The following is a 12,281-nucleotide window of genomic DNA, read 5'->3' on the forward strand; positions in this document are numbered from 1 at the left end:
TAAGCTGGCCCCATGGGGGCTTATGACGTGAACCCGGGCGGCCCCGGGCCGATCGACTTCTTCATCAGCTACTCGCCCGCCGACGAACGGTGGGCGGCCTGGATCGCCTGGACGCTGGAGGACGCGGGCTACCGGGCCTTCCTCCAGGCGTGGGACTTCGTCCCGGGGACCAACTTCGTCGACTTCATGGACCGGGGTGTCACCGAGTCCGCCGCGGTCATCGCGCTGCTCTCGCGCCACTACGAGCGTTCGCGCTACGGCCGGATGGAGTGGCAGGCGGCCCTGCGCGCCGACCCCGACGCCCCGGAGCGCAGGCTGCTGACCGTCCGGATCGAGGACATCCCGGTGGACGGCCTGCTCGCCACCCTGACCTACATCGACCTGGCCACCGTCACCGACCCCGCGCTGGCCCGCCACCTGCTGCTCGCCAGGGTCGCCCAGGCGATGGACGGCCGGGCCCGGCCGGAGCTGCGGCCGGGCTATCCGGGCGGCGCCGCGGGCGCGCCGCCCGCCGCCCGGGCGCGGGAGGACGGGGAGCCGGCCCCGCAAGCGCTGCGGCCGGTCGGCGGCACCGGGCGGTCCGGCCGGCGCAGGCCCTCCGTGCGGCCGGAGTACCCGCCGGCGGCGGGCCACCCGTGCGGGCGGGAGTCGGTCACGGTGCTGCACCTGGCGGGCCCGTCCTTCGGCCGGGGCACCGATCCCGCGGAGCTCCAGGCCGCCGTCTGGGGGGACCTCGTCGAGCTCGCCGACGCCGGGGCCCCGGCACCCGAACTGGTCGTCGTCACCGGGGACCTCACCGCGTCCGGCAGCCCCCGGGAGTGCGAGCAGGCCCTCGCCTTCCTGACCGGCATGCGCTCCCTGCTCGGGCTGGAGCCGCACCGGGTGGCGATCGTCCCCGGCGGTCAGGACGTCAGCCAGGCGGCCTCCCGCGCCTACTTCGCCACCTGCGAGGCGGACGAACTGCGGCCCACCCCGCCGTACTGGCCCAAGTGGCGCCACTACGCCCGGCTGTTCCAGGAGTTCTACCAGGGGCTGGACGTGGTCTTCGACAGCGACCAGCCCTGGACGCTGTTCCCGGTGCCCGAGCTCGGGACGGTCGTCGCGGGCCTGAACTCCTCGATGGCCCACAGCCACCGGCCCGACGACCGGTACGGCTGGCTCGGCCCCGAGCAGGCCGCCTGGTTCGCCCAGGCGCTGCGCCCGTACGAGAACGACGGCTGGCTGCGGATCGGCGGTGTCCGGCACCCCGTCACGCCCCGGCCGGCGGCCGCCCGGTCGGCCCGGGCCGGCCAGGACGCCGAGCCGCTCCGGGACGTCGACCGCTTCACCCGGCTGACCGCGCCCCGGCTGCACCTGCTGCTGCACGGGCCGGCCGACGGCCGCGCGGCGCTCCAGGACCTGCCCACCTCCGCCGGCGAGCTCAGGGTCCTCGGTGCCACCGCCCCGGGCGCGCACCAGCTGCTGCAGCTCACCCGCGAGGGGCTCACCCACTGGCCCGGCCCGAGCCCCGGCGCCGCCCCGGGGGCGGGCACAGCCCCGGGCGCCGAGCCCCGGCGGACGGCGGTCGGCTGGCACCGGGCGCACCGCGCGTTCCCGCCGCCGCCCGACCGGGCCGCCCCCGACGCCCCGCCCGCGGCGGGCCCCGCCCCGCTGCCCGCCGCCGAGCGGGAGACCAGGGAACTGCCCTCCCCGCTCGACACCCTGCTGGCCCGGGTCGCCGAGGTCTGCCGCACCCGGCACCAGGGCGCCCAGATCCGCTCGGTCGCCGGCTCGCCGCCCCAGCTCTTCGTCACCTGGAACGAGTCGGGATTCGTCCGCCAGCAGCGGGTCGCGGTCTGCGTGCACACCCCGACCGCCGAGGAGGTCGACCGCTTCGTCGACGAGGTGCACGCCGCCGGCAGTGCCCCGGACGCCGAGCTGGTCCACGACGGCCCGCCCCCGCCGCGCGAGTTGCGCGACCGGGCCCGGCGGCGCGGCGTCCGGCTGCGCAGTTTCATCGAGTTCCAGGGCCTGCTCGACCTCCGCGACCACGTCGCCGCGCAGAGCGAGCGGCTGGCCGCCGACAGCCAGTACCAGCCCGGCCTCTACCTGCCGCAGCGCTACCGGGACGCCGAGCGCCCCGGCGGGGAGGAACGCGAGGGCCTGGTCGACGAGATGCTCCGGCTGCTGGACTCCGACCACGGCCGGTTCCTGCTGCTGCTGGGCGACTTCGGGCACGGCAAGACCTTCGCCCTGCGCGAGCTGGCCCGCCGCATCCCGGTCGAACTCCCGCACCTGACGCCGCTGTTCATCGACCTCAGCGCACTGGACAAGGCGCACTCCTTCGACGGCCTGGTGGCGGCCCACCTGACCGCCCACGGCGTCGACACCCTCGACCTGCGGGCCTTTCGCTACATGCTCCGGCAGGGGCGCGTGGTCCTCCTGTTCGACGGCTTCGACGAACTGCTGAACCGGGTCAGCTACGAGCGCGCCGCCGACCACCTCCAGGTGCTGCTGGACGCCGCCGTGGACAACGCCAAGATCGTCGTGAGCAGCCGCACCCAGCACTTCAGCTCCCAGGAACAGGTGCTCACCGCCCTCGGCGAGCGGGTCGGCCTGCTCCCGCAGCGGCGGCTGATCGCCGTCCAGGACTTCACCACCGCCCAGATCCGCGGCTACCTGGCCAACCGCTACGGCGACGAGGCCGCCGCCGACCGCCGGATGCGGCTGCTGGAGGCCATCCCCGACCTGCTCGCGCTCTGCCGCAACCCCCGGCTGCTGAGCTTCGTCGCCGACCTCGACCACGACCGGCTGCGGGCCGTCGCCGGAGCCGGCCGGGCGCTCAGCGCCGCCGGCCTCTACCACGAGGTCTTCACCGCCTGGCTGGAGTTCGAGGAGCGGCGCGGCCAGGGCGGCCCGGGCGCCGCTCCCGGCCTCGGCCTGGACCAGCTCTGGGAGGCCGTGACCGCGCTCGCGGTCCGGCTCTGGGAGACCAGCCGCACCGCCCTGCCGTACGACGAACTGCTCGACCTCTCCGGTGCGCTGACCGGCCTGGCCGGGAGCCACCTGCCCGCGCCGCAGCTCGCGCACGCGGTGGGATCGGGCAGTCTGCTCGTCCGGTCCGACGAGGGCGTGTTCCAGTTCATCCACGGTTCCGTGGTCGAGTGGCTGGTCGCCCGGGCCGCGGCGGCCGCGCTCGGGAACGGCGAGTCGGAGCTGCTCACCCGGCGCCCGCTCAGCCGGCTGGCGGTCGAGTTCCTCTGCGACCTCGCCGACCACCAGCTCTGCCAGCAGTGGGCCCACGACGTCCTGGACGGGGCCGGCGAGGCGGACGAGACCGCCCGGCTCAACGCCGTCAAGGTGCTGGCCCGGCTGCGGGTGCCCGCCCACACCGACCTGCGCGGCGCCGCGCTGGCCGGCGAGGACCTCTCCCACCGGGACCTCTCCGGCGTCGACCTCGGCCAGGCCGACCTCACCGACGCCCGGCTGCTCGGCGCCAACCTGGCCGGGGCCTCGCTGCGCGGCGCCCGGCTGGCCGGTGCCCGGCTCGACGCGGCCGACCTCTCCGGCGCCGACCTCTCCGGCGCGGACCTCCGCGGTGCCCGGCTGATCGGCACCGATCTGCGCGGCGCCCGGCTGCGGGGCAGCCGCTGGCAGCGGGCCGCCCTGATCTCCGCCGTCACCGACGACGAGGTGCTGGCCGCCCCCGAACTGCGCGCCGCGGCCATCGCGCCGGGCCTTCCCGTCGAGGCCGGCTTCCGGCCCTCGGAGGTCGGCGTGCCGTACGGGTTCGGCGTGCGCACCGCCCGGCTGCCCGAACCGGTCGCCTTCAGCGCCGACGGCCAACTGCTCGCGGTGGGCAGCGCCGACGGCAGCGTGCTGGTCTGCGACGCGGTCACCGGGGTCGCCCTGCGCACCCTCAAGGACCACATCGACCGGGTCTACGCGGTGAAGTTCGCCGGGAACGTGCTGGCCACCGGCAGCGCCGACGGCACCGTCCGGCTCTGGGACCAGGTCTCCGGGGAGTGCCTGCACCGCCTCGACGTCCACCCGGGCGGGGTCTGGCCGGTCTCGCTGGAGTCGACGGGGGCCCTGCTCGCCACCGGTGACGCCGACGGGACGGTCACCCTCTGGGACACCGCGACGGGCGGGCTGCTGCGCCGGCTGACCGGCCACGCCGCACCCGTCTACACCGCGGTCTTCAGCCCGGACGGCGCCCTGTTGGTGACCGGTGACCGGCTCGGTGGGGCCCGGCTGTGGGACACCGCGACCGGCCAGCGGGTCGCCGAGCTCCCGGGACACCGCGGGACGGTCTTCCGGGCCCGGTTCAGCCCGGACGGGACGCTGCTGGCCACCGGCGACGCCGGTGCGGACGGCGCGGCCGTCCGGGGCGCCTCGGACGCGGGCCCGGACGCCCCGGGCGGCGCCGTCCGGGTCTGGGACGTCGCGGGGCGACGCCTGCTGCACACCTTCGAGGGGCACGGCGGCCGGGTCTACACGCTGGCCTTCCACCCCGACGGGGACCTGCTCGCCAGCGGCGACACGGCCGGTCAGATCCGGCTCTGGAACCCGCTGGACGGGACGGCGGCCGGCCGACTGGAGGGCTGCACCGGCTCGGTCTACCAGGTCGACTTCGACGACGGCGGCGGCCGGCTCGCCGCCGGGGACAGCGACGGTGTGGTCCGGGTGTGGCGGGTCGGGCCGCCCGCCCCGGGCGGGCGTGAGGTGGTGGCCCCGCGCCGCCAGCCGCCCGAGCACCGGGGCTCGGTCTGGGCCTGCCGGTTCCGCCCCGGCGCCGGACCGGGCGGGGCGGAGGCCGACACGCTGCTGGTGACTGGCGGCAACGACGGCGCCGTCCGGCTCTGGGACCCGGCCTCCGGCCGCAGCCGCCAACTGCTGCGCGGCCACGGGCGCCGGATCGGCTCGCTCTCCTTCAGCGGGGACGCCGGCGTGCTGGCGGCCGGTGGCAACGACGGCGTGGTCCGGCTCTGGGAGCCCGCCACGGGCCGCCGGATCAGGGAGCTCTCGGGGCGCAGCAGCCGGCTGGTCTCGGCGCAGTTCAGCCCGCGGGGGCCGGTGCTGGCCACCGCCAGCAACGACGGCGACCTCTACCTGTGGAACGCCCTGACCGGTGAGTACCTGCGGGAGATGGACGTCGAGACGGAGCACGTCTGGGCGGAGGCGTTCAGCGCCGACGGCGTCTTCGTGGCCACCGCCAACGACGACGACACCGTCCGCATCTGGTACCGCAGCACCGGCGCCCACGTCGCCACGCTGCGCGAGCACCGGGGCCGGGTCCGCTCGATCGCGTTCAGCGCGGACGGGCGCCGGCTGGCCACCGGCTGCGACGACAGCAGCGTCCGGATCTGGGACATCGAGGCCGGCCGGATCGAGGCCCGGCACGACGGGCACGGTGACCGGGTGTACGGCGTCGCGTTCGGCGCCGACGGCTCCTGGCTGGCCAGCGCCTCGTGGGACGGCGACGCCGTGGTCTGGGCGGACGGCGGGATCAGGCACCGGCTGACCGGCCACGCCGGCCGGCTCTGGACGGCGTCGGTGCACCCCCGGCGGTCGCTGCTCGCCACGGCGGGGGACGACCGGGTGGTCCGGCTCTGGGACCCGCGCACCGGGCAGGACCTCGGACGGCTGCGCGGGCACACCGGCCGGATCCTGGCGGTGACCTTCAGCCCGGACGGATCGCTGCTGGCCAGTGGCGGCGAGGACGGTACGGTGCGGCTCTGGGACGTCCCCGCCGACGGCGCGCCCACGGCCCGGGCGACCCTGCTCGGGGCACCGGACGGCTGGGCGGCGCTGCTGCCGTCCGGCGCGTACAAGTACGAGGGCGACGTCGTGGGCGAGTTCTGGCACGCGGTCGGGATGTGCCGCTTCGAGCCCGGCGAGCTCGACACCCGGCTCCCGGGCGTCCACCGGATGCCGCCGGAGGCGCTGCTGTGAGTCCCGGGGCGGGCGGGCCCGGGGCCACGGCCGACGGGTGGTGTCAGAACGCCGCCGGGTCGCCGGCCGGGGCCGCGTCCCGGGGCGGCCGGGCCGTCCAGTGCAGGAGCAGCAGGCTGGCCAGGGCCGCCAGGGCGCACCAGGTGGAGACGAAGGCCAGCCGCCAGAGCAGCGCGCAGAGGACGGCGCCCGCCCCGGTGAGCAGGCCGAGCCGGCGCAGCAGGCGGTCGCCGCTGAGGAGCAGCGGGCCGACGGTCGCCACCAGGTAGCCGGTCAGCAGGAGCGCCGCGTGCGGGATGCCGACGGCGTAGCCGAGGGTGTGGCCGTGCGCGGTGGCCGTCACCGGGCGGGTCGCGACGGCGAGCGCGAGCGGGACCGCGACCAGCAGGCCGAGCAGGACGAAGCCCAGCAGCGGGCGCCGGCGGGCCCGGTCGCGGGTGGCGGTCCACACCCCCACCGGGACCAGGACGGGCAGCAGCGGTAACGCGATCACGGCCCACGCGGTCCGGGCCCACCCGGCCGGACCGGCGGGGAGGCCGCCCTCGGCGCCGTGCCAGACCGCGGCCTCGATCAGCTGGTGCACGCCGAGGACGAGCGGGAGGGCCGCGAGTGGCAGTCGCTCGGGGCGTCCGGCGCGGTGGGTCCGGACCAGGCAGAGGACGCCGATGCCCGACACCACCCCGCCGGCGACGAGGTCCGCCTGCGCGCTCCAGCACATGGGTCGCCGCCCTTCCTTGGCCGGGCCGGCTACCGGGAGCCGGTGGGGTCGGTGGGGCCCGCGCCGTCCGGGCCGTCCGGGCCGTCCGGGGAGTCCGCGCCGTCCGGGCCGTCCGGCGAGCCGCCGCCGCCCGGGCGGTCGGCGGTTTCGGCGGCGCGCGGGACCGCCCGGTGGCCGCTGCCGGGCATGGCCGGGTGGCGCCCGATCACGATCACCCCGATGACGACCGCCACCAGTCCCGCGGCCTGCCAGGCCAGCGCGCCGGGGGTGACCCGCAGGCGGTCGCCGAGGAAGCCCACCGCGCAGGCGATCCCGGTGATCGGCTGGGCCGCCGTCAGCGCGGGCAGCGACATCCGCAGCGGGGCGGCCTCGAACGCGCTCTGCACCAGCAGCAGTCCGACCACGCCCGCCGCCACCACCGCGTACGGCTGCCAGCTGCGCAGCACCGCGCCCAGCCCGTCGTGGTCCAGCCGCAGGGTCGTGGTACGGGTGAGCGCGTCCTGGAGGCCGTAGAGCAGGCCGGCGGCGAGGGCGAGCAGGGTGGCCTCCTCGAACAGCGGCATCCGGCGGGCCGTGGAGACCAGCAGCAGCGTCAGGCCGACCACGGTGCCGACCACCACCCAGTGACGCAGCTCCCCGGCCGGTTCGCCGCCCCCGGTGGGGCGGCCGGCCACGATGAACGCCGTCACACCGAGGGCGAGCAGCAGCACGCCGGCCCAGCCGGACCGGCCGAGGCTCTGCCGGGTCAGCACCCGGGACAGCGCCATCGCGAACAGGAGATTGGTGGCGAGCAGCGGCTCGACCAGCGAGACCTCGCCCTGGTTGAGGGCGAGTGCGGAGAGGATCAGACCGCTGACCATGAACCCGGTGCCGAGCAGCCACTCGGGCATCCGCAGCAGGTCCAGCAGCAGCCGCCAGCGCAGCAGGTCGGCACGCGGGGCACGCTGTGCCGCGTGCTGCTGGAGGACGAATCCGAGCCCCAGGCAGCAGGCGGCGCTCAGTGCGAGGAGGAAGACCACCACGAAGGGACCACCCGAACGTCGCTGCCCGCGCCGGACCGGCGATCCGTGGTTCGACGGTGGCCGCGGCACGTTTCCGCCAGCGTACCGCCGGGGCGTTGACCCGACCGCCGGGACGCGGGCCGCCCTGGGCCGGACGGCTGCTTCCGCTGCCGCCCCCCGGCGTCCGGGGCCGCGCTTGCCGCCCCGGGCGCCGGGGGCGCACGCTGGTGTGAGCAGCCGCCACGGGTCCGCAACCGTGCCGGCCCGAGTGGGCGCGACGGGGGCAGGCGCCAGGAGGTGTGGCATGCACAACCAGTGGGATGTGGAGCTGAGCTTCGAGGAAGACGGCGTGCACACGGGATGCGACGCGAGGCTGACCGGTGCCAGGGCACCGGGCCTCAGCGCCCACGGAGAGTCGCTCAAGAGCGCGGAGGACCGCCCGCTCGCCCGGATCGGTGAGGAGGTCGCCGCCTCCCGCGCCCTGGAGGCGCTGTCCCGCAAGCTACGGGCCCAGGCGACCGGCGAGATCGAGGACGAGGGCCACCGGCCGGGCTACCTGATCTACTGAACCGTCCGCTGACCCGCCGTCCGGCCGGTCGACCTGACCCGCGCACCCGGGCCGGCCGGTGCGCGCCGCCCGGGACCCCCGGGTGGCGGTGGGGTCGGCGCCGCGCCCGTTCCGCTCGGACGGCCCATGACCTACTGGGCCCCGCCGCCCTCCGGTTCGAAGCCGGTCACGCGGCGCCGGACAGGAATGCCGTGAGCCGGTCGGTGAGTTCGGTGGGCCGGGCCGTGAGCAGGGTGTGGTGGGAGACCTCGGGCAGCACGGCGACCGTGGCGCCGGGCAGGGCCTCGCGGGCCGACGCGGCCACGCGGCGCGCGTCGTGGGCACGGCTGCGCTCGGCGAGCAGGACCAGGGCCGGCGCCCCGAGGGCGGCCAGTCGTTCACGCGTCGGGCGCGGTCCGGTGACCACCCGGGAGGCCGGGAACCCGGCGTGGCCGAGGGCGTAGAGTTCGCGCCAGCCGGCGTCCAGGCCGCTGCCGCCGCTCTCCCAGTCCAGGTAGGCGCGGGCGCGGCCGGCCGAGCGGGGCGGCAGGAAGAGCGGCAACGCGCGCAGCAGGTAGCCGGCGCGGAAGCCGGCGAAGCACTGGGTCGGATCCAGCAGGGCGAGCCGGCCGACCCGGACGGGGGCGTGCAGGGCGTACTCCAGGGCGATCCACCCGCCGTACGAGTGACCGCAGAAGTCGGCCTCGGGCACGCCGAGCCGGTCGAGCACGGCGTCCAGCCAGCCCAGCAGGCCGGGCACACCGCCGAGCGGGGCGCCGTCGTGGACGCTGCGCCCCGGGTCGCCGATCAGGTCGACGGCGAGGACGCGGTGCCCGGCGCAGGTGAGCGCCTCCACCGCGGCGAGCCAGCCGGTGGAGGTCGCGCCGCCGCCGTGGAGCAGGACCAGCGGCCGCCCGTCGCGGGGGCCGCAGGCGTTGACGCGGGTGGTGCCGTGCGGCGTCCGGACGGTGAGCGGCTCGACGGGGACGGGCCAGCGGGCCAGCACGGCGTCGTAGGCGGCGAGGAACGCATCGAGCGGATCGTCGGCGCCGCCCACGTCGGCGGTTCGGGTGTCCTGCGGGGTTCGTGAGGCGCGTGAGGTGCTTGAGTCGCGTGCTGACATTCTGCTGTCCTCCGGCGGGTGGCAAAATTACTCGCTGAACAATAATCTCGCTGAGCGAGAGAATAGTGCCACCGCACCTGGAGCGGAAGGAGAACGAGGTGGACGAACCCGAGGAGCCGATGCGGCTGGTCCATCTGCTGCGCGGCCTGACCGTCGAACTGGACCTGTTCGGAGCGGAGTTCGCCGGCCGCCACGGCCTGCACCCGACCGACCTGCGCGCGTTGATCCACCTGCTGGACGCCGCCCGGGCCGGGACGGTGGTGACGCCGGGCCGGCTCGGCGAGGCGCTGCGGCTGAACTCGGCGGGCACCACCGGCCTGGTCGACCGGCTGGAGCGGCTCGGCCTGATCCGCCGCGAGCGCGACCCCGGGGACCGCCGACGCGTCCGGCTGGTGGTCGAGGAGCGGGCGGTGGAGCTCGGGCAGGGCTTCTTCGGCGGGCTGATCACCGATCTGGTGGCCGCCATGGGCCGGTTCGACCCCGCGGAGCTGGCGACGGCCCGGCGGTTCCTGCTGGCCATGACCGAGGTGGTGGCCACGGCCCGGGAGGAGTGACCGGACCGCGGACGCGAGGCGGTCGTCGTCCGGGGCCGGTGACGCGGGGCACCCCCGGGGGCGCCGGGGGATCAGAACCAGGTCTCGCCGAAGTGGTCCCCGGGGTGGCCCTCGCGGAGCAGGCAGAAGTCGGGTTCCCTGACGTGCTCCGGCCCCTTCAGCCCGGCCTCGGCCGGGCAGCGCGGCGCCAACTCGACCGTGTACACCGGCCAGGAGGCCCAGTGCAGGTCGTTGCCGACGCCCTGGACGAGGGCGCAGTGGGTGCTCTCGTGCCCGGCGACGAGCTCGCAGCGGAGGTGTTGCTCCATCATGAAGGCGGCGTGCGGCAGGCTGTTGAAGTGATCCACATCGGACTGCGGGAGCGTGACGACGGCGGGGCACTGACGCTTGACCATGGGTGGACGGTTGGCTTCAGTCATGCTCGCCAGCATTCCACCGCGCCGCCCGGGAGGCGATGCTTTCCGCCCGGTCGCACGCGTCTTGTACAGGTCGGACGGGCTCTTGACGGCTCCCCACCGGCGGCGTACCGGCGGGCACCGGATCCCGCCCCCGTCGGGCTCCACGAGTTCCCCACGCTTCACCCACGTCGCCCACTTCGACGCCCGCTTCGTCGGCCGGGCCGACCCGCCGTCGCGGCGCCGGTCCGACGGCGCCGCCGGGCCGTACGGCTCAGCCGGGTCCGAGCGTCCAGCTGACGAGTGACAGCGTCGCCATCGAGACCACGGTGGAGCAGAGGATCGAGCGCCGCGCGAGCGCGGTGCTGTGCCCGTACTGAGCGGCGTAGACGAACACGTTCTGCGCGGTCGGCAGGGCGGAGAACAGCACCACGGTGAGCAGTTGGTGGGGCGGCAGGTGGAGCAGGCCGGCCCCGACGACGAACGCCGCCAGTGGCTGGATCAGCGTCTTGAGCACCACCGTCACCCCGACCTCCGCGTACCGGCGGTTGCCGGGGCCCGCGCCGTTGTCAGCACCGGCACCGGGAACGGTGCCGGTACCGGTGTCCGCGGCGGTCGCCGGGCGGCCGTGCAGCGACATGCCGAGGGCCACCAGCGCGGCCGGTACGCCGGCGCCGCCGAGCAGTTCGCAGGAGCGGGCCAGCTCGGCGGGCGGGTGCCAGCCGGTCGCCGAGACCGCGGCGCCGAGCGCGACCGCCAGCAGGATGGGGTTGCGCACCGGCAGGGTGAGCGCGGCCCGGCGGCCGGCGCGGCCGGTGTCCAGCACGGTCAGCACGATCGGGGTGACCAGGAGGGTCTGGAACAGCACCACCGGTCCGACGAAGGACGCGTCGCCGAGCACCTGGAGGGCCACCGGAATGCCGAGGTTGGCGGAGTTGACGTAGCCGGAGGCCATCCCGCCGATCGTGCCCGAGGCGAGCCCCCGGCCGAAGAACCGGTGGGCGGCCAGCAGGCCGAGACCGGCGGCGAGCGCCGTCCCGGCGGCGAAGGCCAGCATCGACGGGTTGGCGAACCGGTTCAGCGGCGTCCGGGCGATCATCAGGAACAGGGCCGCGGGCATGGCCAGATGGAAGCTGAACCGGCTCAGCACCGCGTCGGCGTGCGGCCCGAGCAGTCCGCTGCGGCCGACCAGGTAGCCGATCCCGATGAGGGCCCAGATCGGGGCGAAGCCGGAGAGCAACGGATGCAGACTGGGCATGGCTCCTCGGGGTGGTCCGGGGTGTCCGGCGGTGTCCGGTGGGCGGGGCGCGGGGGTCTCCCGGCACCGCCGCAGTCAACCAGACGCCCTCCCGGCCGAGTCGGCCGGGCATCCCGCGGGGGGTCCCGGCCTACCATGGCCCGGTGGAGAACCTGAGCCTGGCCGAGGTCGAGACGATCGCGCGGCGTGCCCATGACGGGCAGGTCGACAAGAACGGTCACCCCTACAGCGAGCACCTTGCCGCGGTGGCGCACGGTGTGGCGGAACGCGGCGGCAGCGAGGAGCAGATCGCGGCGGGCTGGCTGCACGACGCGATCGAGGACGAGGTGCTGACCCGCGAGTGGCTGGCCGCCGCGGCCCTGTCCGAGGACACCAAGACGATCGTGGACGCCCTCACCAAGCGCCCCGGCGAGCCGGTGGAGGAGTACACGGCCCGCATCCTGGCGACCCCCGGCGCGCTCCTGGTCAAGCGGGCCGACCTGGCCCACAACTCCAGTCCGGCCCGGCTGGCCACCCTGGACGCGCCGACGGCCGAGCGGCTGGCCGCCAAGTACCGCCGGATGCGCGAACTGCTCGGCCTGGTGGGCGTGGACGGCGACTGACATCCTTCGCCGCCCGGCACCGGTCCGGTCCGCCCGGCGTCCGGCCCGGTCGGGTCCGGGGGAGCGCGCCGGCCCGGGCCCGGAGACGGGCGAGAGGGCCCGCGCACGCGGATCGCGCGTGCACGGGCCCTCTCGGTCACCCCGGTGAT

At 76.2% G+C, this 12,281-nt stretch carries 9 protein-coding genes; 4 read left to right on the forward strand and 5 right to left on the reverse strand.

The window, feature by feature from the left end; genetic code table 11:
- The first annotated feature begins 12 nt into the window (after positions 1–12).
- Positions 13–5,934 (forward strand): WD40 domain-containing protein, encoded by a 5,922-nt coding sequence (locus ACZ4UX_RS26020; RefSeq protein WP_465708436.1) that lies wholly within the window; start codon positions 13–15, stop codon positions 5,932–5,934.
- A 43-nt stretch (positions 5,935–5,977) separates the two neighbouring features.
- Here ACZ4UX_RS26020 and ACZ4UX_RS26025 read toward each other — a convergent pair whose 3' ends face one another.
- Positions 5,978–6,652: a DUF6629 family protein gene (locus tag ACZ4UX_RS26025; protein WP_329490918.1), complete on the reverse strand. Its 675-nt coding sequence runs from the start codon at positions 6,650–6,652 to the stop codon at positions 5,978–5,980.
- 29 nt (positions 6,653–6,681) lie between these two features.
- Positions 6,682–7,674, reverse strand: coding sequence for a DMT family transporter (locus ACZ4UX_RS26030; RefSeq protein ID WP_465708437.1), 993 nt, complete (start codon positions 7,672–7,674; stop codon positions 6,682–6,684).
- Positions 7,675–7,957: 283 nt separating this feature from the next.
- Here ACZ4UX_RS26030 and ACZ4UX_RS26035 point away from each other — a divergent pair, with 283 nt between their 5' ends.
- Positions 7,958–8,221: a dsRBD fold-containing protein gene (locus ACZ4UX_RS26035; protein WP_329490920.1), complete on the forward strand. Its 264-nt coding sequence runs from the start codon at positions 7,958–7,960 to the stop codon at positions 8,219–8,221.
- Between the two features lie 166 nt (positions 8,222–8,387).
- Here the strand turns inward: ACZ4UX_RS26035 and ACZ4UX_RS26040 are convergent, their stop codons facing one another.
- Positions 8,388–9,323: an alpha/beta fold hydrolase gene (locus tag ACZ4UX_RS26040; protein ID WP_465708438.1), complete on the reverse strand. Its 936-nt coding sequence runs from the start codon at positions 9,321–9,323 to the stop codon at positions 8,388–8,390.
- A 119-nt stretch (positions 9,324–9,442) separates the two neighbouring features.
- Here ACZ4UX_RS26040 and ACZ4UX_RS26045 point away from each other — a divergent pair, with 119 nt between their 5' ends.
- Complete coding sequence (locus tag ACZ4UX_RS26045; RefSeq protein WP_465708483.1) at positions 9,443–9,877, forward strand: MarR family winged helix-turn-helix transcriptional regulator; 435 nt, start codon at positions 9,443–9,445, stop codon at positions 9,875–9,877.
- Between the two features lie 71 nt (positions 9,878–9,948).
- On the opposite strand, the gene ACZ4UX_RS26050 is transcribed toward ACZ4UX_RS26045, so the two are convergent.
- Complete coding sequence (locus ACZ4UX_RS26050) at positions 9,949–10,272, reverse strand: hypothetical protein (RefSeq protein ID WP_352291740.1); 324 nt, start codon at positions 10,270–10,272, stop codon at positions 9,949–9,951.
- Positions 10,273–10,546: 274 nt separating this feature from the next.
- The gene (locus ACZ4UX_RS26055; protein WP_465708439.1) at positions 10,547–11,530 is read right to left on the reverse strand and encodes an AEC family transporter; all 984 of its coding nucleotides are present in this window, start codon (positions 11,528–11,530) and stop codon (positions 10,547–10,549) included.
- Between the two features lie 143 nt (positions 11,531–11,673).
- Between ACZ4UX_RS26055 and ACZ4UX_RS26060 the strand changes: the two genes are divergently transcribed.
- Positions 11,674–12,132 (forward strand): HD domain-containing protein, encoded by a 459-nt coding sequence (locus ACZ4UX_RS26060; RefSeq protein ID WP_465708440.1) that lies wholly within the window; start codon positions 11,674–11,676, stop codon positions 12,130–12,132.
- The last annotated feature ends 149 nt before the right edge of the window (positions 12,133–12,281 follow it).

The sequence above is a fragment of the Kitasatospora sp. NPDC028961 genome, assembly GCF_055564815.1.

What these genes read in the sequence shown, in the direction of transcription:
- ACZ4UX_RS26020 (WP_465708436.1), top strand. Translation starts at nt 13, where the DNA reads ATGGGGGCTTATGACGTGAACCCGGGCGGCCCCGGGCCGATCGACTTC.
- ACZ4UX_RS26025 (WP_329490918.1), bottom strand. Translation starts at nt 6,652, where the DNA reads ATGTGCTGGAGCGCGCAGGCGGACCTCGTCGCCGGCGGGGTGGTGTCG.
- ACZ4UX_RS26035 (WP_329490920.1), top strand. Translation starts at nt 7,958, where the DNA reads ATGCACAACCAGTGGGATGTGGAGCTGAGCTTCGAGGAAGACGGCGTG.
- ACZ4UX_RS26040 (WP_465708438.1), bottom strand. Translation starts at nt 9,323, where the DNA reads ATGTCAGCACGCGACTCAAGCACCTCACGCGCCTCACGAACCCCGCAG.
- ACZ4UX_RS26045 (WP_465708483.1), top strand. Translation starts at nt 9,443, where the DNA reads ATGCGGCTGGTCCATCTGCTGCGCGGCCTGACCGTCGAACTGGACCTG.
- ACZ4UX_RS26050 (WP_352291740.1), bottom strand. Translation starts at nt 10,272, where the DNA reads ATGGTCAAGCGTCAGTGCCCCGCCGTCGTCACGCTCCCGCAGTCCGAT.
- ACZ4UX_RS26055 (WP_465708439.1), bottom strand. Translation starts at nt 11,530, where the DNA reads ATGCCCAGTCTGCATCCGTTGCTCTCCGGCTTCGCCCCGATCTGGGCC.